This window comes from Pseudomonas sp. PS02302, from assembly GCF_029959585.1.
Taxonomy (GTDB): Bacteria; Pseudomonadota; Gammaproteobacteria; order Pseudomonadales; family Pseudomonadaceae; genus Chryseomonas; species Chryseomonas aestiva.
In genome coordinates this window covers 23275-47700 of sequence record NZ_JASCON010000041.1, presented here as the reverse complement: position 1 = coordinate 47700, position 24426 = coordinate 23275, and the positions used below count along the sequence as shown (strand labels likewise).

Annotated in this window: 23 protein-coding genes and 1 pseudogene; 10 read left to right on the top strand and 14 right to left on the bottom strand. The window is 68.3% G+C overall.

The window, feature by feature from the left end; translation table 11 throughout:
• From QMX82_RS15025 to QMX82_RS14985, 9 genes and pseudogenes are all read right to left on the bottom strand, one after another.
• Window positions 1-149, bottom strand: a pseudogene (locus QMX82_RS15025) (MFS transporter); the annotation flags it as partial.
• A 169-nt stretch (window positions 150-318) separates the two neighbouring features.
• On the bottom strand, window positions 319-1644 hold the full coding sequence (locus QMX82_RS15020; RefSeq protein ID WP_208693482.1) for a sigma-54-dependent transcriptional regulator: 1326 nt from the start codon (window positions 1642-1644) through the stop codon (window positions 319-321).
• A 64-nt stretch (window positions 1645-1708) separates the two neighbouring features.
• Entirely contained in the window at window positions 1709-3082 is a 1374-nt protein-coding gene (locus QMX82_RS15015; protein WP_282284938.1) for a sensor histidine kinase, read from the bottom strand.
• Window positions 3079-3738 (bottom strand): response regulator transcription factor, encoded by a 660-nt coding sequence (locus tag QMX82_RS15010; protein WP_282284936.1) that lies wholly within the window; start codon window positions 3736-3738, stop codon window positions 3079-3081. Before QMX82_RS15010 ends, QMX82_RS15015 begins: the two co-directional genes overlap by 4 nt.
• Before the next feature lie 10 nt (window positions 3739-3748).
• Window positions 3749-4396 carry a tetratricopeptide repeat protein gene (locus QMX82_RS15005; protein ID WP_282284934.1) on the bottom strand — a complete coding sequence of 216 codons (648 nt, stop codon included), beginning with the start codon at window positions 4394-4396 and terminating at the stop codon, window positions 3749-3751.
• A complete protein-coding gene (locus QMX82_RS15000) occupies window positions 4393-5202 on the bottom strand; it encodes an SDR family oxidoreductase (protein ID WP_282284933.1) in 810 nt (269 codons plus the stop codon). The genes QMX82_RS15005 and QMX82_RS15000 overlap by 4 nt, the downstream gene beginning before the upstream one ends.
• Window positions 5189-5872: a TenA family transcriptional regulator gene (locus tag QMX82_RS14995; protein ID WP_208693487.1), complete on the bottom strand. Its 684-nt coding sequence runs from the start codon at window positions 5870-5872 to the stop codon at window positions 5189-5191. Before QMX82_RS14995 ends, QMX82_RS15000 begins: the two co-directional genes overlap by 14 nt.
• Window positions 5869-7347 (bottom strand): AMP-binding protein, encoded by a 1479-nt coding sequence (locus QMX82_RS14990; RefSeq protein WP_282284930.1) that lies wholly within the window; start codon window positions 7345-7347, stop codon window positions 5869-5871. Before QMX82_RS14990 ends, QMX82_RS14995 begins: the two co-directional genes overlap by 4 nt.
• Window positions 7337-8011: a thermostable hemolysin gene (locus tag QMX82_RS14985; RefSeq protein ID WP_187980609.1), complete on the bottom strand. Its 675-nt coding sequence runs from the start codon at window positions 8009-8011 to the stop codon at window positions 7337-7339. The genes QMX82_RS14990 and QMX82_RS14985 overlap by 11 nt, the downstream gene beginning before the upstream one ends.
• Before the next feature lie 131 nt (window positions 8012-8142).
• Here QMX82_RS14985 and QMX82_RS14980 point away from each other — a divergent pair, with 131 nt between their 5' ends.
• A complete protein-coding gene (locus QMX82_RS14980; RefSeq protein ID WP_208693490.1) occupies window positions 8143-8364 on the top strand; it encodes a hypothetical protein in 222 nt (73 codons plus the stop codon).
• Here QMX82_RS14980 and QMX82_RS14975 read toward each other — a convergent pair.
• From QMX82_RS14975 to phoB, 3 genes are read right to left on the bottom strand one after another with little or no spacing between them, the layout of a single operon-like run.
• On the bottom strand, window positions 8361-10112 hold the full coding sequence (locus QMX82_RS14975) for a sensor histidine kinase (protein ID WP_282284925.1): 1752 nt from the start codon (window positions 10110-10112) through the stop codon (window positions 8361-8363). The two genes, QMX82_RS14980 and QMX82_RS14975, sit on opposite strands and share 4 nt — an antisense overlap.
• A 55-nt stretch (window positions 10113-10167) precedes the next feature.
• Entirely contained in the window at window positions 10168-11481 is a 1314-nt protein-coding gene (phoR, locus tag QMX82_RS14970; RefSeq protein WP_282284923.1) for a phosphate regulon sensor histidine kinase PhoR, read from the bottom strand.
• Window positions 11482-11499: 18 nt separating this feature from the next.
• Window positions 11500-12189, bottom strand: a complete 690-nt coding sequence (phoB, locus tag QMX82_RS14965; RefSeq protein ID WP_133860036.1) for a phosphate regulon transcriptional regulator PhoB — start codon at window positions 12187-12189, stop codon at window positions 11500-11502.
• 159 nt (window positions 12190-12348) lie between these two features.
• Here phoB and QMX82_RS14960 point away from each other — a divergent pair, with 159 nt between their 5' ends.
• The 7 genes from QMX82_RS14960 to QMX82_RS14930 all read left to right on the top strand — a co-directional run bounded on the left by QMX82_RS14960 (window position 12349) and on the right by QMX82_RS14930 (window position 20255).
• On the top strand, window positions 12349-13143 hold the full coding sequence (locus tag QMX82_RS14960; protein ID WP_187980605.1) for an IclR family transcriptional regulator: 795 nt from the start codon (window positions 12349-12351) through the stop codon (window positions 13141-13143).
• The gene (locus QMX82_RS14955) at window positions 13140-14093 is read left to right on the top strand and encodes a 2-dehydro-3-deoxygalactonokinase (protein WP_282284915.1); all 954 of its coding nucleotides are present in this window, start codon (window positions 13140-13142) and stop codon (window positions 14091-14093) included. Before QMX82_RS14960 ends, QMX82_RS14955 begins: the two co-directional genes overlap by 4 nt.
• A complete protein-coding gene (locus QMX82_RS14950; protein WP_282284912.1) occupies window positions 14086-14712 on the top strand; it encodes a 2-dehydro-3-deoxy-6-phosphogalactonate aldolase in 627 nt (208 codons plus the stop codon). Before QMX82_RS14955 ends, QMX82_RS14950 begins: the two co-directional genes overlap by 8 nt.
• Before the next feature lie 70 nt (window positions 14713-14782).
• Window positions 14783-15931 (top strand): galactonate dehydratase, encoded by a 1149-nt coding sequence (gene dgoD, locus QMX82_RS14945; protein WP_017642356.1) that lies wholly within the window; start codon window positions 14783-14785, stop codon window positions 15929-15931.
• Between the two features lie 331 nt (window positions 15932-16262).
• Complete coding sequence (locus QMX82_RS14940) at window positions 16263-17588, top strand: MFS transporter (protein ID WP_282284909.1); 1326 nt, start codon at window positions 16263-16265, stop codon at window positions 17586-17588.
• Between the two features lie 104 nt (window positions 17589-17692).
• A complete protein-coding gene (locus QMX82_RS14935) occupies window positions 17693-18745 on the top strand; it encodes an SMP-30/gluconolactonase/LRE family protein (protein ID WP_133860030.1) in 1053 nt (350 codons plus the stop codon).
• A gap of 109 nt (window positions 18746-18854) precedes the next feature.
• A complete protein-coding gene (locus tag QMX82_RS14930; protein ID WP_064309180.1) occupies window positions 18855-20255 on the top strand; it encodes a sugar porter family MFS transporter in 1401 nt (466 codons plus the stop codon).
• A gap of 45 nt (window positions 20256-20300) precedes the next feature.
• On the opposite strand, the gene QMX82_RS14925 is transcribed toward QMX82_RS14930, so the two are convergent.
• Complete coding sequence (locus QMX82_RS14925) at window positions 20301-20738, bottom strand: hypothetical protein (protein WP_017642352.1); 438 nt, start codon at window positions 20736-20738, stop codon at window positions 20301-20303.
• A gap of 233 nt (window positions 20739-20971) precedes the next feature.
• On the opposite strand from QMX82_RS14925, the gene QMX82_RS14920 reads away from it, so the two are divergent.
• Window positions 20972-22180 carry an aldose 1-epimerase family protein gene (locus QMX82_RS14920; protein ID WP_252977217.1) on the top strand — a complete coding sequence of 403 codons (1209 nt, stop codon included), beginning with the start codon at window positions 20972-20974 and terminating at the stop codon, window positions 22178-22180.
• A gap of 8 nt (window positions 22181-22188) precedes the next feature.
• Here QMX82_RS14920 and QMX82_RS14915 read toward each other — a convergent pair whose 3' ends face one another.
• Entirely contained in the window at window positions 22189-22590 is a 402-nt protein-coding gene (locus QMX82_RS14915) for an acyl-CoA thioesterase (protein ID WP_026083995.1), read from the bottom strand.
• Between the two features lie 481 nt (window positions 22591-23071).
• Between QMX82_RS14915 and QMX82_RS14910 the strand changes: the two genes are divergently transcribed.
• Window positions 23072-24385, top strand: a complete 1314-nt coding sequence (locus QMX82_RS14910; RefSeq protein ID WP_187980600.1) for an MFS transporter — start codon at window positions 23072-23074, stop codon at window positions 24383-24385.
• The last annotated feature ends 41 nt before the right edge of the window (window positions 24386-24426 follow it).

Here is a 24426-nt window from a genome sequence, read left to right as displayed (position 1 = left end):
TTGGCGAAATACAGCGAGAAGGCGGCGTAGACGTACCAGTCGTACCATTCGACCAGGTTGCCGACGGAACCGCTGAAGATGGACTTGATGCGCTGCGAGGTGGTCTTGGGCGCGGTCTGGCCGGCCGCGAGGGTAGCGGTGCTATCCACAGGGTGTTCCTCTTGTCGTTGTTATTAGGGCGCTCGGGGCGTCGACAAGGGCTATAGCAGGGCGCGTGCCAGGTCGCGAAGCCGCGTCCTGACTGGGTTTTGCCGGGGCGGATCGGCGAAAGATCGCCGAAAGCCGGTGGGCAATGAGCGGATTTCCGCCGATGGCGCCTCAATCCTCGTCGCGGAAGTCGGCGCGCACCAGGCCATGGCGTTGCATCTTCTCGTTGAGGGTGCGCCGTGGCAGCTGCAACTCGTCCATCACCGCCTTGATTTCGCCGCCGTGGCGGGCCAGGGCGGCGCGCAGGCACTGGGCCTCGAAGGCTTCCAGCTGATCGGCCAGGGAGTGGCCCTGGGCCGCGGCTGGCGCGCCCAGGCCGAGCACCTCCCGTTCGGCGGCGTTGGCCAGTTCCCGGACGTTGCCCGGCCAGCCGTGACCCAGCAGCTGGGCCAGTCGCGCCGCGCCGGGCGGGGTGACCGGGCGACCCAGGCGGGCACCGGCCTCGGCGAGAAAGTGATCGAACAGCAGCGGGATGTCCTCGCGCCGTGCCCGCAACGGCGGCAGGTGCAGTTCGGCGACATTGAGGCGGTATGCCAGATCTTCGCGAAAGCGTCCGGCGCGCGCCTCTTCCAGCAGATCCGGCTTGGTGGCGGCGACGATGCGCAGGTCCAGGACGATGCTCTGGTTGGAGCCGAGGCGCTCCAGGCGCTGCTCCTGCAACACCCGCAAGAGCTTGACCTGCTGCGCCAGGGGCATGCTCTCGATCTCGTCGAGAAACAGGGTGCCGCCGTTGGCGTATTCCAGCTTGCCGATGCGCTTGCCCTGGGCACCGGTGAAGGCGCCGCTCTCGTGGCCGAACAACTCGCTCTCGAACAGTTGCTCGGGGATGGCCGCGCAATTGAGCGCGACGAAGGCCTTGCCGGCCCGGGGCCCGAAGTCGTGCAGGCAACGGGCGACCAGTTCCTTGCCGCTGCCGGTCTCGCCGCGCAAGAGCACGTTGACCGGGGTCGGTGCCAGGTCGAGGATCTGCTGGCGCAGGCGGACGATGCCGGGCGAGACGCCGAGCAGCCGACGGGCGAGGGCGCTCTGGTCGTCGACCCGGCGGTGCAACTGGCGGTTCTCCAGCACCAGCCGGCGCTTTTCCAGGGCACGGCCGAGATCGCCGAGCAGCGCCTCGGGGCTGAAGGGCTTTTCCAGGAAATCGTAGGCGCCCTGACGCATGGCGCTGACCGCCAGGGCGACGTCGCCGTGGGCGGTGAGCAGGATCACCGGCAGGTCGGGATCCAGCGCCTGCAGCCGGTCCAGCAGGGCCAGGCCGTCCATGCCGGGCATGCGCACGTCGCTGACCACCACGCCGGCGAAATCCGGCGTCACGGCCGCCAGGCAGTCTTCGGCGCGGGCGAACAGCCGCACCTGATGCCCCGACAGCTCCAGCCACTGGCGCACCGCTTCGCGGATGCTGGCTTCGTCGTCGACCAGATAGACCTGGGCTTGCATGGGGGCGTCCTCTCGCGGCCGGTGCGCCGCTACCTTGCCCTAAGGCTGGCGAGTGGTCGAGTCCCTAGCCGGGGCCCGGCAGCACCGGCAGCCCCAGACGGGCGCTGGCCCCGCCTTCGGGACGATTGCCCAGTTCGATGCGTCCGCCCAGGTGCTGGGCGACGGTCTGGACGATGGACAGCCCCAGGCCGGCGCCGTTGGCCGCGCCGCTGCTGTAGAAGCGTTCGAACAGCCGCGGCAGGATCTCCACTGGAATGCCGGGGCCCCGGTCGAGGATCTGGATCTCGGCCCAGCCGGCGCTGATCTCCAGCCGCACGCGGATCTCGCCGTCGGGGGGCGAGACATTGACCGCGTTGGTCAGCAGATTCTGCAGGGCGATGCCCAGCATGGCGCTGTCGCCGTGGACCTGCACGTGGGTGGCTTCGGCGTCGAGGCTGAGGTCCAGGCCCTTGTCGAGAATCCAGGGGCCCAGCTCCTCCAGGGTGGCGCTGAGGGCGGTGCGCAGGTCGAAGCGCTGCTCGGCGCTCCAGCTCGGCCGGGGCTCCAGCCGGGCCAGGATCAGCAGCTGATTGACCACCCGGGTCAGCCGATCGGTGCCGCTGACGACGAATTTCAGCGCCTCGTCGCGGGCCGCCGCGGTCTGCGCGGACAGGGCGTTCTGCGCATGCAGGCGCAGCACCGCCAGGGGCGTGCGCAATTCGTGGGCGGCGTCGGCGATGAAGCGGCGTTCGCGCTGCAGCAGTTGTTCGATCTGCAGCAGCAGGCGATTGAGCGCCGCCTGCATGGGTTCCAGTTCGCGCGGCAGCGGATCGAGCTGCAGCGGTTGCAGGGATTCCGGATCGCGGTGGCGGATCAGCCCGGCCATGCGCCGCAGCGGTTGCAGGCCCCAGCCGATGGCCAGCCAGGCCAGCAGCGACAGCAGCACCAGGCCGATCAGGTGCGGGGTGAGGGTATGGCGCAGGATGCGGCGGACCAGATCGGCGCGGACTTCCTCGCGCTCGCCGACCCAGAGCATCAGGTCGTGCTCGGGGTCGGGCAGCAGAAAGCCATACCAGGCCTCGCCCTCCAGGGTCTGTTCGGTGAAACCCGGGGTCGTCGGCATGCTGAAGAGGGGTGCGCTGGGCGAGCGCATCAGCGGGGCGCCGTGCGCGTTCCAGGCCTGGAAGGCCATCTTGGCCTCGTATCTGTGGCCATAGGGACTCTCCGTGGCTTCGGCCAGGGCCTGGGTGACACTGGCGTGCAGCGCCAGACGGCCTTCGCCGCGCGGGGCGGCGCGCAGCATGCCCTGCAGGATGCGCGCGCTCTGGGCCAGCTGGGCATCGTAGATCTCGCCGATCTCGCGCTGGCTGTCGTGGACGTTGGTCAGGGCGATCAGCAGGGTGCCGATCAGCAGCAGCGAGAGCACCAGGCCGACGGTGCGGCGGCGGATGGAGGTCATGGGCACTCGAGGCGGTAACCGATGCCCCTGACCGTGCGGATCAGGTCGGCGCGCAGCTTCTTGCGCAGGTTGTAGATGTGGACTTCCAGGGTGTTGCTTTCCACCCCCTCGTCCCAGCCGTAGAGCAGCCCCATGAGGCGATCACGACTGAAGATCTTGCCCGGATTGGCCAGCAGTTCGTGCAGCAGCTGGTATTCGCGCGGAGTGAGATTGACCGGCTGGGCGTCGAAGGTGACCCGGCGGGTGGCCGGGTCGAGGGCGATGCCGCCACCTTCGAGCTGGATCTGCGAGGGGCCGTTGCGGCGTCGCAGGAGGGCGCGCAGGCGGGCCTTGAGTTCCTTGATGTCGAAGGGCTTGACCAGGTAGTCGTCGGCGCCGGCGTCGAGGCCGGCGACCCGGTCCTCGGTGTCGTCGCGGGCGGTAAGGATCAGCACCGGGGTGGTCAGGCCGTTGGCGCGGCTCTGGCGCAGCACCTGGATACCGTCCAGGCGCGGCAGGCCGAGATCCAGCACCACCAGATCGAAGCCCTCTTCGCGCAGGGCATGGACGGCGCTTTCGCCGTCCTTGAGCCAGTCCAGGGTATAGCCCTCTTCCCGCAGACTGGTGCGGATGCCCTCGCCGAGGTCGGGATCGTCTTCGATCAGCAGCACGCGCATGGGGGCCTCGTCACTTCAGCTTCTGGTCGACGTCCTTGAGCAGCGCGGCGATTTCGCCCCGCCGTCCCTGGTCGGCCAGTTCGCGTCCGGGCCGGGGTGCGGCCTGCTGCGCCTTGAGCAGGGCGGCGCGGGCTTCGGCATAACGCTTCTGGCGATACAGGTGGTCGCCCCAGAAGTATAGGGTATCGATACCGTTGGGGTTGAGGGCGAGGGCCTGCTGCAGCAGACGATCGGCTTCGCTGGCGTCACCGAAGGCGATCGGCCAGCCGGGGACCCGGTCGTAGAGGGCGGCGAGACTGGTGTAGGCGGACCCCTGCAGCGCCTTGGGATCGAGCTTGAGCGCCTGCTCCAGGTCGGTGCGGGCTTCCTTGACCTTGCTCAGTGCACCCAGCCCGCCCTGGGCGCCGGCCCAGCTGCTGAGCACGATGCCCTGCCAGATCAGCGCCGGGGCCGACTGGGGGGCGGCCTGGGTGAAGGCGCGCGCCTCGCCGGCCAGCTGTTCGAAGGCGGCGGGCTTTTCGGTGCTGGGCAGGCGGTACTGGATCTCGGCCCAGCGCTGCTGGATCTGCGCCAGGCGCTGACCATCATCGGCCAGGGCGAAGGGGCTGGCGAGCAGCGCGGCGAGCAGCAGGCCGAGGGCCTTGCACGGGGACGTCATGGGTGTTTCTCCGGAGCGAGGGCGGGATCGATGAAGCGGCGGATCACCGGCAACTGGCGGCGCAGGGCGCGATCCACCAGGCCGGGCAGCAGGCCGTTGAGACGGACGAAGAGCTTTTCCGGCCAGCCGAGATAGAGCTCCTGGCGATCCTCGACCAGCGCGCGGATCACCGCGCCGGCGACCATGGCGGGTTCGTCCACCTGGCTCTTGAGCGCCTGGTTCACGGCCATGGCCGCCGGACTGTTCATCGCCGTGCGGGTGGCGCGGGGCGCCACGTAGAGCACCCGGATGCGGGTATCGGCCAGCTCCCGGCGCAGGGCCTGGGTGAAGCCGCGCAGGGCGAACTTGCTGGCGCAATAGGGCGCATAGCCGGGATAGCCGATGGAACCCAGGGTGGAGCCGACATGGGCGATCACCGCTCGTGGCTGGCGGCGCAGCAGCGGCAGCAGCAGACGGGTCAGCTGGATGGCAGCGCCGATGTTGATCGCCAGCAGGTTGTCGATGGCGTCTTCGTCGAGGGCTTCGAGCAAGGCGAAGCTGTTGCTGCCGGCGGCGTTGAGCAGCACGTTGACGTCCTGGCCGCGACTGGCCTCGGCCAGCACCGCCTGGCGATCGGCCCGGCGGGTGAGGTCGGCGTCGAGCAGGCGCAGCCGGCCGCCCAGGCGCTCGGCCAGGGGTTGCAGGGCACGGGTGTCACGGGCCACCGCCAGCACCTGGGCGCCGCCGGCGCAGAGCTGTTCCACCAGCGGCAGGCCGATGCCGCCGCTGGCCCCGGTCAGCAGGATGCGGCACTCAGGCAGCTGCATGGCGCTGCTCCGGTTGCTGGCCGGCGCCGGGCAGGGCGCGGAACATGTCGGCATAGAGGCGATAGACCACCTTGGACACGCGGATCACCGCGGCCTGGTCGGCCGGATCGTCCAGGCGATCCATCAGCTGGCGATAGGTCGCCATGTGCTCCTGGTCGAGGCTGCCGTGGGAATCCAGATAGCTGAAGGCGGTAGCCGGCAGGCCCAGCTGGCCGCGGATGGCGCCGGCCGCCTGGGTGGCCAGGGCGATGCTGGTGCCTTCGAGCACATTGACCATGCCGAACAGGCCGACCGGGTTGTCGCGGGCGATGAAGTCGTAGAGATAGGCCACCATCAGCTCGATGGACAACTCGGGGCGGCTGGCGCGCACGGCCTCGGCGTCGCCTCCGCAGGCGGCGATGTCATTGAGGATCCACTGGTCGTGGCCGTATTCCTCCTCGATGTATTCGCAGACCGCGCCGCGCAGCCATTCCAGCCGCGCCGGCAGGCGGGCGCCGCAGGCCATCATCAGCGGCGCGGTGTGGCGGACGTGGTGATAGGCCTGGCCGAGAAAGGCGATATAGCTCTCCAGGGCGACGTCACCGCTCAGGGCGGCACGGATGATGGGCACCTCGAACAGCGCCTGGCGTTCCGCGGCGGTTTCGGCTTGCAGGGTGGCGAAGAAACTCATGGGTGTATCTCCAGAAGGTCCGAGAGCAGGGCCGCGTGGTGCGCCTGGATGGCGTCGCGGCGAAGGCGTCCGGTCGCGGTGAGCAGGCCGTTGGCGGGGGTGAAGGGTTCGGCGAGGCGGCGCCAGGCACCGATGCGGGCGTAGTCGGGCAGGCGCTGGTTGAGGCAGGCGACCTGATCGGCGAGAAAACTGTCGGGCAGGTCCGGCTGGCGCGGCCAGAGCAACGCCACCAGGTGCCGGGCGCCTTCGCCCTGGACATAGGCCTGGGCGATGGGGCCGCCCTGGGTGAGTTCGGCCTCGATCCAGCCCGGGTCGACGTTGCGTCCCGAGGCCAGGCTGAACTGGTGTTTCTTGCGCCCGCGCAAATAGAGGTAGCCGTCGGCGTCGAATTCGCCGAGATCGCCGGTGGCCACCTCGTCGGTGGCGCTGCCGGGCTCGCCCAGGTAGCCGGCGAAATCGACGCCGCCGACCAGCACCTCGCCGTCGGCGGCCAGGCGCAGGCGGACGTGGGGCAGGGGCTGGCCGACGCTGCCCGGGCGGTTGGCGTCAGGGCGATTGAGGGCCACCACCGAGGCGCATTCCGACAGGCCATAGCCCTGGAACACCGGCAGGCCCAGGGCGCTGGCGCGGGTCAGCAGGGCCGCGCTCAGCGGTGCCCCACCCACGGCGGCGAAGCGCAGCGGGTCCAGGCGCAGCAGGCCACGCTCGCCCAGTTCCACGAGTCCCTGCAACAGCTGCGGCATGAGGATCAGACTGTGCGGCTGGCGCTGCTGCAGGCAGGCGGCCAACTGTGCCCAGTCGATTCCGGCGGAACCGCTGACGCCCTGGTCGGTGCCCTTGAGCACCACCACCTCGGCACCGGCCAGCAGCGCGGCATAGACCCCGAGATTTTCCAGCAGGATGCCCAGCGACAGGAGCACCTGATGGCGCTCGGGCGCCAGCGGTCGGCTAACGGCTTCCAGGCTGGCGGCCACCCGCAGCAGTTGCCCAGCCTTCAGGCAGACGCCCTTGGGCGTGCCGGTGGTGCCGGAGGTATAGGTGAGCTTGGCGGTGTCCGCCGGCAGCGGGGCGCGGGCCGAGGCCGGCCGCTGCCAGCCGCCGGCGCCCGCGGTGAAGCCTGCCGCGGCCCATTCCGCGGTGCGCTCGGGGCGTCCCAGTAGGAGATCGGCGCCGCAGTCGCGCAGGACGTGAGCACGCTGCGCGGGACTGAAGAAGTCCGGCAGGGTCACGCAGGGCAGCCCGGCGCGCAGGGCGGCCAGGTCCCAGGCCAGCAATTCGGGGCCGTTGGGCAGGTCCAGCGCCAGCCGCTGGATCTCGTGCTCGCGCAGCCAGGCGGCGCGGGCGGTGACCTCCTGCAGCAACCGGGCATAGCTCCAGGTCTCGTGACTGCCGATCAGCGCCGGCCGGTCGCCGTGCCAAACGTGGCGCTCCAGGGTGGTGAAGAAATCTACGACGGAGCGGGCTTCAGGCGACATGGCAGTCTTCCTCGCCAAGGGTGGGAAGGCCCAGGCGGGCGAAGATGCCGGCCTGCAGCAGCTGGTGATAGCCCTGGTGGATGTCGCCGGCGCAGACCTGGGGATCGTTGGCGTAGTAGGAGCCCCAGCTCTCGCGTTCGGCGCCCAGGCAGGCCGGATCGGCCGCGCCCAGTACCTGGGGCGCCAGACCGAGGCGATGAAAGCTGTTGATCAGGCGGGTGGGGCCGGTGAAGGTGACCCAGCGCCGGCCGCTGCGGGCCAGCAGCCAGGTGGTGACGACGATCAGCAGGCGCGCCTGGCCAGGGCCCAGCGCCGCCAGATTGCCGACCTCCACCACCTCCGCGCGATCGATCGGCCGGCCGAGCGCCGCCGCCACGTGGGTCTCCACCGGCTGCGGCAGATAGCGTTCGAGAAACAGCGGCTGGTCGAGGGCGGGGCGGATGCCCACCGCCGCCTGCAGCTCGCCTTCGGCATCGCGCAGGGCGAGCAGCAGCGGCAGGAAGTGGCTGATGCGGGCGCCATGCTCCAGGGCGAAACGGGCGCCGATGAAGGCCTCGGTCGTCTGGCGACCGGGCGCCTCGAGCGGCTCCAGGCGGGCCAGCAGCGAACCGCTGCGATCGGCCAGGGTAAAACCTTGCGGGGACTGCCAAGTCACGTCGAGCATCGCGACCTCTCCAGGGGAATGCGAGATGCAGTCTTGGCGGTCAAGCTGAAGGCAATCTGAAGCGCCGCTTCATCGCAGCTTCAGGTTGCCCGGCTAGGGTCGCGCTCTGTATTCCCTGGCGGAGCCCTGCCATGTCCGAAGAAGAGACCCTTGCTGCCGCTCCCGAGGAGTCGGCCGACAGCCACTGGCCACTGGTCCGGATCCTCGCCGGCGTCCTTGCCAGCGCCCTGCTCGGTGGCGTCGGCCTGCCGCTTCTGGATGCCACCCGCGGTCCCTGGGATGCGGCGACCCTGTTGGTGACCGGGCTGCTCGGCTGGGGCTTCGCCCTGCTGGTGACGCTTTGCGTGCGCTAGGCCGCTGACGCCGGCGCGGCCGGCAGCCGCAAGGCGAAGACCGCGCCCTCCACAGCGTTGCTGGCCGTCAGGCTGCCGCCCTGGGCCTGGACGATGGCCGAGGACACCGCCAGGCCCAGCCCGAGGCCTTCGCCGACCGGCTTGGTGGTGAAGAAGGGATCGAACACCTGGTCGAGGTGCTCGGCGGCGATACCGCCGCCGTTGTCGGCCACCTCCAGCAACCAGTGTTCGCCTTCCTGCGCGAGGCTGACCCGGACCTGCGGTCGGGGTCGCTCCGCCACGGCGTCCAGGGCGTTGCGCAGCAGGTTGACCAGCACCTGCTCCAGGCGGATGGGATCGCCCAGCAGCCAGGCCGGACGCGGCAGCTCCAGGATCAGCTCCACGGCCAGCTCGGCGCGGCGCGCCTCCAGCAATTCCAGCGCCTGGTCCACCACCCGGGCCAGATCGACCCGTTCACGCAGGCCGGCGGGGGTCTTGCGCGCATAGGTCTTGAGGTGGGCGGTGAGGCCGCTCATGCGGGTCAGCAGGCCATCGAGGCGCTCCAGGGCGGCGCGGGCTTCGTCCAGCCGAGCGTGATCCAGCAGCAGGCGCAGACTCGCCAAGTGCATGCGCTGGGCGGTGAGCGGCTGGTTGAGTTCGTGCACCAAGGCCGCCGACATCTGCCCCAGGGCGGCCAGCTTGGCGGCCTGCACCAGGCCGTCCTGGGCGGTGCGGAGTTCCGCGGTGCGGGCCTCCACCAGTTGCTCCAGCTCCAGGCGACTGCGCTGGCGCAGGCGCTGCAGGCGGCGCCGTTGCGCCCACAGGAGACCGGCGCAGACCAGCAGCAGCCAGGCGCAGGCGGCGGCCAGCGCCGCGCCCGGGCCGCCACCCTGCAGGTCGCGGGTGGGCCGCAGCAGGTGCAGGGTCCAGCCTTCGCTGGGCAGCGGCAGGCTGTCCCAGAGGTAGTCGGCGCTGCCTTCGGGCGCCTCGATGTGGGCCACCTGGCGCTGCTCGCCGAGCACCCGCTGCTGGCGATAGGGCAGGAGTTGCAGGGTGCGCCTGTCGTACTGGCGGGTGGTGGCCAGTTCGGCGCGCTCGGCCGGGGTCAGCTCGCGCAGCAGGCGATAGCGCCAGGCCGGGCGATTGGCGGCAAAGACCACGCCGCGCGCATCGCTCACCAGCAGGACCTCGGGATGCTCGCCCCAGCGGGCCTCGATGGCGGGGAATTCCAGCTTGACCACCACCGCGCCGAGAAAGCGCCCCTGGGCGTCCAGCACCGCATGGGAGAGGAAATAACCGGGAATGCCGGTGGTGACCCCCACGGCATAGAAGCGGCCGCTGCCGCCGGCGAGGGTCTCGCGAAAATAGGGCCGGAAACCGTAGTTGTGGCCGACATAGCTGGTGGGCAGCCGCCAGTTGCTGGCGCCGATGGCCAGGCCGCTGCGATCCAGCAGCTCCAGGGTCGAGGACTGGGCGGCGGTATTGAGTCTTTCCAGCTTGAGATTGAGGCGCTCGGTGGCGGCGGCATCGGGCGGGGTGGTGAGCGCGGCGATCAGCTCCGGATCCTGGGCCAGCACCGTCGGCAGGGCGCGAAAGCGGTCGATCAGGGTCTGCAGGCCGCTGGCATGCAGGCGCAGCTGCTCCTGGCCAAGCAGACTGGCCTCGGCCAGGCTCGCCTGTTCGGCGCGGTGCCAGGCCTGGCTGCCCAGCAGCAGGCAGCCGAGCAGGGCGAGCAGCAGGACCGGCAGCAGGCGCAGGGCTGGAGGCATGACAGGGGACCGTGACCGGGATGGCCGGACGATAGCACGGCGGGGAGGGGACGGCTCAGGCCGAGGCGGCGGTGCGCTGGGCGATCTGTTCGGGCTGGAAATCGCAGGTGAAGCAGCTGCCCTCGCCGGGCACGCTGTGGATGTCCAGGCCGCCGCGATGGCGGATCAGCACGTGCTTGACGATGGCCAGGCCCAGGCCCGTCCCGCCGGTGCTGGAGGCGCGGCTGGCGTCGAGGCGATAGAAGCGCTCGGTCAGGCGCGGCAGGTGGCGGGCGTCGATGCCGGGCCCGTTGTCCTGCACCGCGACGTGGGCACCCTCGGCGTCCTGCCAGGCGCGCACCCGCACCTCGCCGCCTTCGGGGCTGTACTTGACGGCATTGAACACCAGGTTGGAAAAGCAGCTGCGCAATTCGGTCTCGCTGCCCAGCAGCGCCAGGCCCGGTTCGCACTCCAGGCTCAGGCGGTGGCCCACGGCGCCGGACAGGGCACGGCCATCCTGCAGGATGGAGGCGAGCAGCGGCTCCAGGCCCACCGGGCGGTTGTCGGCGGGATAATCGGTGGCTTCCAGGCGTGCCAGCAGCAGCAGGTCGTCGATGGTGTGCTGCATGCGTCCGGCCTGCTGCTGCATCTGCCCCAGCGCCCGCCGCCAGCGCGGAGTGGCGTGGTCGGCATTGTCCAGCAGGGTCTCCAGGTAGCCGGTGATGACCGTCAGCGGGGTGCGCAATTCATGGGAGACGTTGGCGACGAAATCCTTGCGCATCTGTTCCAGCTGGTGGAGGCGGGTCACGTCGCGCACCAGCAACAGCCGATCGCCTTCGCCGAAGCGGGTGACCAGGATGTGCAGGTATTCATCGTCGTTGAGCGGCGAGGCCAGTTCCAGCGGCTCGCCGTAGTCGCCGCCGAGAAAGTAGTCGGAAAAGCGCGGATGGCGCACCAGGTTGGTGATGGGCTGGCCGAGGTCCTGAGGCTGGCGCAGGCCGAGCAGGGTTTCCGCGGCGCGATTCCACCACTCCAGGTTGCCGTGGCGATCCACCAGGATGATGGCGTCGCGCAGGGCCTCGGTGGAGGCCTGGGCGCGGCCGATGACGGCGAGCAATTCCTCGCGCTGACGCTTTTCGTGGCGCTGGCGGCGATAGAGCCGGTCGAGCACCTCGCCCCATAGCCCCTCGGCTTCCGGCGGCGCGCCCGGGGCTTCGCTCAGCAGCCAGGCGTGCAGGCGCAGCAGGTGCCTGAGGGTGACCGCCAGATAGACCGCCAGTCCCAGGGCCACCGCCAGGCCGACATGGCCGAAGGGCCAGCCGGCCAGGGCGCAGCCGGCGACCACGGTCGCCAGCTGGGTGGCCAGACGGGAGCGCCAGTTGATGTTCACGGCGGCGGTGATCCCGCGTCAGAGTTTGGTGGAAAAGCGATACCCGGTGCCACGCACCGTCTGTACCAGGTTCTCGTAGGTCTCACCGAGCGCCTTGCGCAGGCGGCGGATGTGCACGTCCACGGTGCGCTCCTCGACATAGACGTTGCCGCCCCAGACCTGATCGAGCAGTTGGCCACGGGTGTAGGCGCGTTCCTGGTGGGTCATGAAGAACTGCAGCAGCCGGTATTCGGTGGGGCCCATCTCGGCGGGGGCGCCGTCGATGGTCACCCGGTGACTGATCGGATCGAGGATCAGGCCGTTGACCTCCAGCGGACCGTCGCTCTCCATGTGGCCGGTGCGGCGCAGCACGGCTTTCAGGCGCGCCACCAGCTCGCGGGGCGAGAAGGGCTTGGTGATGTAGTCGTCGGCGCCGGTTTCCAGTCCCTGGACCTTGTTGTCCTCGTCGCCCTTGGCCGTGAGCATGATGATGGGGATGGCGTCGGTCAGCTCGTCGCGCTTGAGGCGGCGGGCCAGTTCCAGGCCGGAGGTGCCGGGCAGCATCCAGTCGAGCAGGATGAGATCGGGCTTGCGATCGACGATCAGGGCGTGGGCGTCCTTGCTGTTGTCCGCCTCCAGGCATTCATAGCCCGCCATTTCCAGGGCCACGGCGATCATCTCGCGAATGGGCGCCTCATCGTCGACGATCAGGATGGATTTACCCGTCATGGAGCGCTCTGCCTCTCGAGTCCTTGCAATGTGCCGTGCATTAGATAGCGCCAATATTGCAGCTATGTGACAAGGCTGTCATATCTAACTTTTATCCCACAATATGGGATGACGTATCACATGTTGAGATTTGCCCGCGAGGCTTCTAGAGTGAAGGCCATGAACGACAACAATTCCAACAAGGGCGAAGCGCCCAGCGGGGCCCAGGCACTGTTTCGCGGCCTGGCCGTGCTCGAAGCCGTGGCCGCCGGGGCCGACAGCCTGGCCCAGGTCGGCGCCGCCATCGGCTGCACCCGCAGCACCACCCATCGGCTGGTCGCCGCCTTGACCCAGGCCGGCTATCTGCGCCATGACGGCGGGCGGCTGATCCTGGGCAGCCATCTCATCGCCCTCGGCTACCAGGCCCGTGAGCAACTGCCGCTGACCGGTGTGGCCCGGCCCCATCTGCAGCGCCTGGCCCAGCACTGTGGCGACACCGTGCACCTCGGCGTGCGCGAGGGTGGCGACGTGCTCTATCTCGACAAGCTGCCGGGCAGCCGGGGGCTGGAGATGAGATCCCGGGTCGGCCTGCGCATGCCGCTGGCGCTGACCGGGGTCGGCAAGGCGCTGATGCTCGATCTCGCCGAAAACGAGTGGGAAGCCCTCTACGGCGAAGGCGTGGCCCGGCGGACCGGCCAGCCCGGCCTGCGCGAGGACTTCCTGCCCTGGGCGGACTATTGCGCGCGGCTGCGGCGCCACGCCGCCGAGGGCTATGCCCTGGATCTGGAAGAGAACGAACTGGGCATCCGCTGCGTGGCCGCACCCATCCGCGGCGCCGACGGCGTCATCGTCGCGGCCCTGAGCGTGGCCAGTGCCATCCCCTACATGCCCGAGGCGCGGCTGCATGAACTGCAGCCCGAGGTCACTGCCTGCGCCCGGGCCATTTCCCGCGAACTCGGCTGGAGTCCCGCATGACCGCCACCCCGCACCTCATCGGCCTCGACTGGGGCACCTCGTCCCTGCGGGCCCAGCTGTTCGACGCCCAGGGCGCCGTGCTGGAAACCCGCAGCCGCCCCTGGGGCATCATGCATGTGCCGGATGGCGACTTCGCCGCGGCCTATCGCACCCTGGTGGGCGACTGGCGCGAGGCCCGGCCAAACCTGCCCGCCATCGCCTGCGGCATGGTCGGCAGCCGCGGTGGCTGGCGCGAGGTGCCCTATGCCGACTGCCCGGCCGACGTCCACAGCCTGGCCGCCGGCCTGCTGCGCCTGGACACCGGTTGCGGCGAGCTTCATCTGGTCCCCGGGGTGATGCAGCGCGGCGCCTTGCCCAACGTCCTGCGCGGCGAGGAAACCCAGGTGTTCGGCGCCCTCGAACTGGAGCCGGACCTGGCCGCCGAAGCCCTGCTGGTATTGCCCGGCACCCACAGCAAGTGGGTGCGGGTGCGTGACGGTCGCCTGACCGACTTCGCCACCTACATGACCGGCGAGCTGTTCGCCGTCCTGCGCGAGCATTCCATCCTCGGGCGTCCGGCTGCCGAAGCCGGTCCCGAGGCCAGCGCCGAAGCCTTCCGCCTGGGCCTGGTCACCGCCCGTGATGCCGGCGCCGAGGGCCTATTCGGCCGGCTCTTCACCGCTCGCAGCCGGGTGCTGGCCGGCGAACTGGGCGCGGCGCACAGCCTCGACTACCTGTCCGGCCTGCTGATCGGCGAAGAGCTGCGCAGCCAGGTCGCCGCCCTTGCCGGCGCCCCCTGCCCACCCCTGGTGCTGATCGGCGACGCGACGCTCTGCCAGCGCTATCGCGACGCCCTGGCGCTGTTCGATATCCACCAGGTCCGCCTGCTGGAGCAGGCCACCCGTGCCGGGCTCTGGCGCCTGGCCCAGGCCGCCGGCCTGCTCCCCACCTCTGGAGGCTCCCATGCTTGAACCCTATCTCAAGGACCTGCCGCTGATCGCCATCCTGCGCGGCGTCACCCCGGACGAAATCGTCGCGGTCGGCCGTGCCCTGTACGACGCCGGCTTTCGCGTCATCGAGATCCCGCTCAACTCGCCGCAGCCCTACGAGAGCATCCGCCGACTGACCGCCGAGCTGGGCGAAAGCTGCCTGATCGGCGCCGGCACCGTGCTCACCGAGGCCCAGGTGGCCGAGGTGGCCGCCGCCGGTGGTCGGCTGATCGTCTCGCCCAACGCCAACCTGGCGGTGATCCGTGCCAGCAAGGCTGCCGGCCTGGTCAGTGCCCCCGGCGTGGCCACCCCCTCGGAAGGCTTCGCCGCCCTCGACGCCGGTGCCGACAGCCTCAAGCTGTTTCCCGCCGAGCAACTCGGCCCGGCGGTGGTCAAGGCCTGGCGCGCGGTGTTTCCCAAGGCGCTGGCGCTCTTGCCGGTGGGCGGCATCACCCCGGACAACATGGGCCCCTACGTGGCCGCCGGCGCCAACGGCTTCGGCCTCGGCTCGGCGCTGTACAAGCCGGGCCTGAGCGCCGCCCAGGTCAGCGCCAATGCCCAGGCCTTCGCGGCGGGATGGCGGGCGGTAAAGAACGCTTAAAGCTCGCGGTCCATGACCGCGAGCTGCCCAATCCCTCGATTCCAATAATTACTGTCGAGATTCCCACACCATGAAGATCACCAAACTCACCACCTATGTCGTCCCGCCGCGCTGGTGCTTTCTCAAGATCGAGACCGACGAGGGCATCCACGGCTGGGGCGAACCCGTGCTGGAAGGCCGCGCCCACAGCGTGGCGGCGGCGGTCGAGGAACTGGCCGACTACCTGATCGGCAAGGACCCGCGCAACATCGAAGACCACTGGACGGTGCTCTATCGCGGCGGCTTCTATCGCGGTGGTGGCATCCACATGAGCGCCCTGGCTGGCATCGACCAGGCGCTGTGGGACATCAAGGGCAAGGCCCTGGGCGTCCCGGTGCACGAATTGCTCGGTGGCCAGGTGCGCGACAGCATCCGCGTCTATTCCTGGATCGGCGGCGACCGCCCGGCGGAGACCGCGGCCCAGGCCCTGGAGCGCCAGGCCAAGGGGTTCACCGCCATCAAGATGAACGCCAGCGAAGAGATGCAGTTCGTCGACACCTACGACAAGGTCGACCAGGTGATCGCCAACGTCGCCGCCATCCGCGACGCCTGCGGTCCGCACTTCGGCATCGGCGTGGATTTCCATGGCCGGGTGCACAAGCCCATGGCCAAGGTGCTGGTGAAGGAGCTGGAGCAGTTCCGCCTGATGTTCATCGAGGAACCGGTGCTCAGCGAGCACCACGAGGCGCTCAAGGAGATCGCCCTGATGAGCAACACGCCCATCGCCCTGGGCGAGCGGCTGTACTCGCGCTGGGACTTCAAGCGCATCCTCCAGGAAGGCTACGTCGACATCCTGCAGCCCGATCCGTCCCATGCCGGCGGCATCACCGAGACACGCAAGATCGCCAACATGGCCGAGGCCTATGACGTGGCCATCGCCCTGCATTGCCCCCTTGGCCCCATCGCCCTGGCGGTCAACCTGCAGCTGGACGCCAACTGCTACAACGCCTTCATCCAGGAGCAGAGCCTGGGCATCCACTACAACCAGGGCAACGACCTGCTGGACTACATCAAGAATCCCGAGGTCTTCGACTACGCCGATGGCCACGTGAAGATCCCCCAGGGACCGGGGCTGGGCGTCGAGGTCAACGAGGAGTTCGTCAAGGAACAGGCCGCCATCGGCCATCGCTGGCGCAATCCGATCTGGCGTCACAAGGATGGCAGTTTCGCCGAGTGGTAAATCTTCGATTCAACGCTGCTGCGCTTGCCGGAGCGGCGTTGAAAGCCGGTTCGAAATGCTCATGCACTCGATGTGCACTCCGCTTTCTCACCGGTTTTCGCCTTGCTCCGCCTGCCCTCGCGACGCGTTGCTTTCGAAGATTGGCGCCGCTGCTCCCTCACCCCAACCCTCTCCCCAAGGGAGAGGAGGCAAGAGCAGGAGCGCGGGACTCGATCTCCGCACCGACCATTCCCTCTCCCCTTGGGAGAGGGCCAGGGTGAGGGCCGCTGCGGCGCCCTGAACCCCAGACCGCAACAACGCTCGCCACAACGTCAATTACAGGACCCGAGCCATGCCAACCCCTACCCAGGCCTCCCCGGCGGCCGCCGCGGCCGCGCCGACCCTGGCCAAGCCCAGCCGGGCGCGCTTCTTCATCATGACGCTGCTGTTCGTCACCGTGGTGATCAACTACCTCGACCGCAGCAACCTCTCCATCGCCGCCCCGCACCTGGCCCAGGACCTGGGCATCGAGCCGGTGCACATGGGGCTGATCCTCTCGGCCTTCGGCTGGACCTACGCCGCCATGCAGATCCCCGGCGGCTGGCTGGTGGACAAGGTCGCCCCGCGCATCCTCTATCCGGTGGCCATCGCGCTCTGGTCGCTGGCCACCATCGGCCTGGGTTTCGTCGGCAGCTTCATCGGCGTGATCATCCTGCGGCTCGCCGTGGGCGCCCTGGAGGCACCGGCCTATCCGATCAACAACCGGGTGGTCACCACCTGGTTTCCCGAGCGCGAGCGGGCCACCGCCATCGGCTTCTACACCTCCGGCCAGTTCGTCGGCCTGGCCTTCCTCACCCCGGTGCTGATCTACCTGCAGCAGACCTTTGGCTGGCACATGGTCTTTGTCGTCACCGGCGGCGTCGGCCTCCTCTGGGCGGTCATCTGGTACGGGATCTATCGCGAACCCAAGGATTTCCGCGGCGCCAACGCCGCCGAGGTCACGCTGATCCAGGAAGGTGGCGGTCTGGTCGATCTGGAGCAGAAGAATCGCAGCCGCGCCGCCTTCCAATGGCGTGACCTCTGGAGCGTGCTCAACAAGCGCAAGCTCTGGGGCATCTACATCGGCCAGTTCTGCCTCAACTCCACCCTCTGGTTCTTCCTCACCTGGTTCCCTACCTACCTGGTGAAATACCGCGGCATGGACTTCATCAAGGCCGGCTTTCTCGCCTCGCTGCCGTTCCTGGCCGCCTTCCTCGGCGTGATCTGCTCGGGCCTGCTGTCGGACTGGCTGGTCCGCCGCGGCGCCTCCGTGGGCCTGGCGCGCAAACTGCCGATCATTGGCGGCCTGCTGATCTCCACCAGCATCGTCGGCGCCAACTTCGTCGACTCGCCCGCCTTGATCATCGCCTGCCTGGCGCTGGCCTTCTTCGGCAACGGCCTGGCCTCCATCACCTGGTCGATGGTCTCGGCCATGGCGCCGGAGCGACTGATCGGCCTCACCGGCGGGATGTTCAACTTCATCGGCAACCTCTCGGCCATCTGCGTGCCCATCGTCATCGGCTTCCTGGTCAAGGACGGCAGCTTCGCCCCGGCCATCGCCTTCATCGGCGTGACCGCGCTGATCGGCGCCCTCTGCTACGGTCTGGTGGTGGGCAAGGTGGAACGTCTGCCCGAATAAGGGCGACTAAAGAAGCGCTCGCAGGAGGCGCCTCCCGTCCTGGATGCGGAGGCGCTCTGCCACCGGCCTTGCCGGACCCATAACGACAACAAAGGAGTCTCCTCATGCCTCTCGCCCGCCGCACCTTTCTTGGCGTGTCCCTGGCCGCCTCGGCCGGTCTGGTCGCCAGTCGCGCCCTGGCCGACGACAAATTCGGTCTCACCCGCAACTGGGAAGGCAAGCCGCCCATTGTCATGCCCGATCCCGCCTGGGAGATCCACGACCAGGCCTTCAAGGGCCGCCTGGGCAATGCCTTCGTCGAGCGGCTGTGGTCCGGCGGTCTCTGGACCGAAGGGCCGGTATGGATGGCCGACTGGCGCTGCCTGCTGTTCAGCGACATCCCCAATGCCCGGGTGATGCGCTGGAGCGCCGACGACGGCCATGTGAGCGTCTATGACGACCAGTCCCACAACGCCAATGGCCATACCCGTGATCGCGAGGGCCGGTTGATCAGCTGCGAGCACGACAGCCGCCGCGTCACTCGCCGCGAGTTGAACGGCAGCGTCACGGTGCTGCTCGACCGCTTCGACGGCAAGCCGCTGAACGCCCCAAACGACGTGGTGGTCGGCGCCGATGGCGCCATCTGGTTCACCGATCCGGGCTACGGCATCCTCGGCGCCTACGAGGGCCACAAGGCCGAATTCGAGCTGCCCACCAACGTCTATCGCATCGACCCCCAGGGCAAGGCCACGGTGGCGGCGGGGGATTTCGGCCGCCCCAATGGCCTGGCCTTCGCCCCCGACGGCAAGCGGCTCTACATCAGCGACACCGCTGGCGGCGGCAATCCCGGCAAGCCCAACCACCTGCGTGCCTTCACGCTGAAGGATGACGGCACCCTGAGCGGCGGCGAGGTGCTGATCGATGCCAAGGAGCAGGGCGTGATCGACGGTTTCCGCGTCGACAGCGACGGCAATCTCTGGTGCAGCTGGGCCGGCTCGGCCGAGCAGAACAGCGTGCGGGTCTTCAATCCGAGCGGTCAGCCGCTGGCCACCCTGCACCTGCCGGAAACCGTCTCCAACGTCGAATTCGGCGGCCTCAAGGGCAATCGCCTGTTCATCACCGGCGGCGGTTCGCTCTATGCCACCTATGTGAACGCCCAGCCCGCGCGGCTCTGGTAAGGGCCTCTCACCGGCCGAACCAAGGGTCGTTGGACAGGTCTGTAACAAGCGGATACGGAACGACCCGCGACAACAAGATCGCCCACAAGGCGAGCGAGGAGCCTCAGTCATGAGCAACACCACTACCAATGCCGACGGTCACGTCACCGAAAAGGCCCAGCCCAAGGCGATCTTCGCCTGCTTGATGGCCGCCCTGGCCGGTCTGATGTTCGGCCTCGACATCGGCGTCATTTCCGGCGCCACCAAATTCATCCAGCAGGAATTCCAGATCTCCGATCAGGTGATCGAATGGATCGTCTCCAGCATGATGGCCGGTGCCGCCCTGGGCGCCCTCGGCGCCGGCTCGCTGTCGGCCAAGCTGGGTCGCAAGAAGTCGCTGATGCTGGGCGCCGTGCTGTTCGTGATCGGCTCGATCCTCTGTGGTCTGGCCACCTCGCCGACCATGCTGATCTTCGCCCGCTTCCTGCTCGGCCTGGCCATCGGCATCGCCTCCTTCACCGCGCCGCTGTACCTGGCCGAGGTGGCTCCGGAAAACATCCGCGGCTCGATGATCTCGCTGTACCAGCTGATGATCACCGCCGGCATCCTGCTCGCCTTCCTCTCCAACACCGCCTTCAGCTACTACGAAGCCTGGCGCTGGATGCTCGGCATCATCGCCATCCCCGGGGTGCTGTTCCTGATCGGCGTCTTCGCCCTGCCCGACAGCCCGCGCTGGCTGATCATGGCGGGTCGCCGCGAGGAAGCGATCAAGGTCCTGCACCGGCTGCGCGGTGACGAAAAGGTCATCCAGCAGGAGGTTGCCGAGATCGAAGAGCAGCTCAAGGTCCCGCAAAAGGGCTGGTCGCTGTTCAAGGAGAATCCCAACTTCCGCCGCTCGGTAGGCCTGGGCGTACTCCTGCAGGTGGTGCAGCAGTTCACCGGCATGAACGTGGTGATGTACTACGCGCCGCGCATCTTCGAAGGCATGGGCTACGACACCGCCGCCCAGATGTGGTTTACCGCCGCGGTCGGTCTGACCAACGTGCTGGCCACCTTCATCGCCATCTTCCTGGTCGACAAGTGGGGCCGCAAACCCATCCTCTATACCGGTTTCGTGGTCATGGCCGTGGGCCTGGGCGTGGTCGGCACCATGCTCGGCATGGGCAACCTGAGCCATGGTCAGCAGACCTTCACCGTGGTCATGCTGCTGATCTTCATCGTCGGCTTCGCCATGTCGGCCGGTCCGCTGATCTGGACCCTGTGCTCGGAAGTCCAGCCGCTCAAGGGGCGCGACTTCGGCATCGGCTGCTCCACCTTCACCAACTGGATCGCCAACATGATCGTCGGCGCCACCTTCCTGACCATGCTGGGCACCCTGGGGCAGGGCACCACTTTCTGGATCTATGCCGGACTGAACGTGGTGTTCATCTTCCTGGTGTTCCTGCTGGTACCGGAAACCAAGGGTGTCACCCTGGAACGCATCGAACGCAATCTGATGCAGGGCAAGCGCCTGCGCGATCTCGGTCAGTAGCTTCGCGCGCAACAAAAAAACGCCCGGCAATGCCGGGCGTTTCTATTAGCGATCCCAGTGCTTGTGTCTGTGCTTGGCGTGCTTCCAGCCCTTGCCGGGATGGTCGCGATAGCGGCGATCGTCGCGGCCGCTGTCGCCCAGGTTGTTGCCCAGGGCACTGCCGGCACCGCCACCCAGGGCCGCGCCGACCAGGCCACCGGTGCTGCCACCGACTCTATTGCCGATCACGTTGCCGCCCGCCGCGCCCAGACCGCCGCCGATGGCGGCCTCGGTCCGATTGCGCCGGTCAGCGCCCAGTACACCACCTGCTGCACCGCCCACGCCGGCACCGATGGCCGCACCGGTACTGCCGCCGACCTGCTGGCCGACCAGAGTACCGAGCACACCACCCACGGCGCCGCCGAGTCCGGCTTCGGTATTGCCCGCATAAGCCGGGGCAACGCCCGCCAGGGCAAGCAACAAGAACAGGGCTGAAGGTTTCATGGAGTCCACTCCGTGGTAGAGACGAGCCGATCCTCGGCAAAAATCGCTGCCCTGGCAAGTACCGAACGGTCGTTTGAATGGTAAAGGTTGTCTTTACCCAATCCTTTGATTTCCCTGAACAAACCTATACGCGAAGAGCGGGTCTCGCACCTTTGATGGCGTCTGGAACAGGGTCTGCAGCCTGGCGCGAGCTGGTCTAGACTCAAGACGATCGCGCTGCCAGGGGGGACTCCATGATCCGCGCTCGTCTGTTGTCTGGCTGTCTCCTATTTCTTGCCAGTGCCAGCGTCTCGGCCTGGGAATACACCCTCATCGCCCCCGACAAGCCGGTGCAGAACTGGAGCATCAGCAGCGATCGCCTGGGTCTGCGCGATGGCCTGGTCTTTACCGTCGGCATGCACCGCCTGAGTGGCGGGCGCCAGGAGGGCTCGGTGCTGATCGAGATCGATACCGGCGCTATGCAACTCACCGTGGTGGCGACCCGCGGCATGAACGTCTTGCGCGCCCAGGCCGGCACCCTGCGACTGGGCTGGGATTCCCCGGTACGCGAGGTGGTCAATCCGGCCTTCGTCAATCTGGAAAGCCGCAATGGCCTGGGCTGGCTGGAAGGCTTCAACGAACTGGTGGCGCGTGCCGGTTTCGAGTGGGTCGGCCATCCGGGCCTGGACCGGGGGCAACTGCTGACCCTGCATGGTCGGGCCAGCTACCTGCCGGCCAGCCAGGTGGTGCTGACCATCGACGAACAGCCGCCGCACCGCATCAGCCTCAGGGGCGTGCTGCACGAAGAGGCCTTCAAGCAGGCCAACTTCCGCATCGACACCGAACTGGTTACCCACGCGGGGGCCACCGGTTTCACCCTGCACGACCGCCTGACCAACCAGGGGGCGCATACCGCCGAGTACCAGGTGCTCTATCACAGCAACTTCGGTCCGCCGCTGCTCGGCGAGGGCTCCCGGTTCGCCGCTCCGGTGCGGGAGGTGTCACCCTTCGATGCGCGGGCACGCCAGGAGCTGGGGGAATGGCAGGCCTATCGCGCGCCCACGCCGGGCTATGGCGAGACGGTCTACAACCTCTATCCCTGGGGCGACGATCAGGGGCGCAGCCTGGCGGTGCTGCACGATCGCAGTGCCCACCAAGGCGTGGCGCTGGCCTTCAATGTGCGGGAGCTGCCGGTCTTCACCCTGTGGAAGAACACCGATGCCACGGCCCAGGGCTATGTCACCGGCTTGGAACCGGGCACCAGCTTTTCCTACAACCGCGGCCAGCAGCGGGCGCTGGGGCTGGTGCCGCGGATCGAAGCCGGCGGCACGCGCGACTTCACCCTCGATTATCGGTTGCTGGCCACCGCCGCCGAGGTCCGGCAGGCGTTGGCGCAGGTCGAAGGCATTCGCCACGGACGGCCGACCAGGGTGCGGGAGGCGCCGCTGGCCCAGGAGCCCTAGCGGTAGGGCTAGCGCCGCGCGGGCAACGGCCGGGTGCGACCGCTGCCATCGATGGCGACAAAGACGAACACCGCCTCGGTCACCTTGCTCCATTCGCTGGACAGCGGATCGTCGCTCCAGACCTCGATGAGGATCTGGATGGAGCTGCGGCCCACCTCCAGGGTGTTGGTATAGAAGGAGAGCTGTGCGCCCACGGGCACCGGCGTCATGAAGGCCATGCGGTCGATGGCCACCGTGGCCACGCGGCCAGCCGCCAGGCGACTGGCCATGGCGCTGCCGGCCAGGTCCATCTGGGCCACCAGCCAGCCGCCGTAGATGTCGCCGAAGCCGTTGGTCTCGCGGGGCAGAGCGGTGATCTGCATGGCCAGGTCGCCCTGGGGGATGGGATCTTCTTGTTCGAGCTCTTCGATCATGACAGGGCCCTCGGGAGCCCGGATAGGTAGGTAACGTTCAGCATCTGCACGCAAGAATGCTGCCAATCTCTCTGGGGAGATCGTTAGGGGGCTACAGTATAACGCCTGGGGCAGGGCGGCTCGACCGCTTTTGCACCAGCATGGAACAGTCATAGCTCGGCAGATGAGCCCTGAATGGGCACTGAATGAATAGCGGAAATTCCTTGCAGATTTGTTATCGTGGAGACCGTGCACGGCCAGGCAATCCAGAGGGTCGTGCACGTCCGATGATCAGGTAATGATCGGTAGACCTGCTGCTGCCGTGCTCCACAAGAGCGCAGGCGGCGCGGTGCAGGTCCGGCGCCCATCCGGCGACCCGCCCGATCCCTGCCAGCCGCCCCAGGCGGACGGTCACTCGGGGCCGCGTCTTGTCCGCTACACCCGGAGGGATGCCAGAGGCCGAATTTCCTTTGCGCTCCTCTCTTGTCCGGGATCCTCGATGAAACTGCAATCCGCCTCCGCGCCGCTCACGTCGCGCCCTCTGGGCCGCAACGACTACAAGACCCTCTCGCTGTCCGCCCTGGGCGGTGCGCTGGAGTTCTACGACTTCGTCATCTTCGTCTTCTTCGCCGCCGTGGTGGGGAAGCTGTTCTTTCCCGCCGACATGCCCGACTGGCTGCGGCAGATGCAGACCTTCGGCATCTTCGCCGCGGGTTACCTGGCACGCCCGCTGGGCGGCATCATCATGGCCCACTTCGGTGACCTGCTCGGGCGCAAGAAGATGTTTACCCTGAGCATCTTCATGATGGCGCTGCCGACCCTGGGCATGGGCCTGATGCCCACCTACGCCCAGATCGGCGTGGCCGCGCCGATCCTGCTGCTGGTGCTGCGCATCATCCAGGGCGCGGCCATCGGCGGCGAGGTGCCCGGTGCCTGGGTGTTCGTCTCGGAACACGTCCCCGGCAAGCACGTCGGCTATGCCTGCGGCACCCTGACCGCCGGCCTCACCTTCGGCATTCTGCTCGGCTCGCTGATGGCGACCCTGATCAATACCGTCTTCACTCCGCTGGAGGTGGCCGACTACGCCTGGCGCTTCCCCTTCATCATCGGCGGTGTCTTCGGCCTGTTCTCGGTCTACCTGCGCCGCTGGCTGCACGAGACGCCGGTGTTCGCCGAATTGGCGATCCACAAGTCGCTGGCCGAGGAAGTGCCGCTCAAGGCGGTGCTGCGCGACCATCGCAGCAGCGTGATCCTGTCCATGCTGCTGACCTGGATGCTCACCGCCGGCATCGTGGTGGTCATCCTCATGACCCCGACCCTGCTGCAGACCCAGTACGGCTTCTCCGCCGCCATGGCGCTCAAGGCCAACAGTCTGGCCATCGTTTTCCTGACCCTGGGCTGCATCGTTTCCGGCGCCCTGTCCGATCGCTTCGGCAGCGGTCCGGTGTTCATCGTCGGCGGCCTGATCCTGGCGCTGGCCAGCTGGTCGCTCTATGCCGGTCTGAAGGTCCATCCGGAATGGCTGTTCCCGCTCTATGCCTTTGCCGGTGCGGCGGTCGGCGTCATCGGCGGCGTGCCGCGGGTGATGGTGCTGGCCTTTCCGCCCAAGGTGCGCTTCTCGGGGCTGTCGTTCTCCTACAACGTTGCCTACGCCATCTTCGGCGGCCTGACGCCCATGGTCGTCACCCTGATGCTCAAGGAGCATCCGCTGGGCCCGGCCTGGTACGTCATGGGGCTGGCCCTGCTGGGCGTGGGTATCGGCTGCTACCTGCTCAGCCGCGAGCGCCGCGCCGCCGCCCTGGCGCCCGCCTGACCCCGACCGCTCACGCCGCCCGCACCGGCGGCGTGAACGGG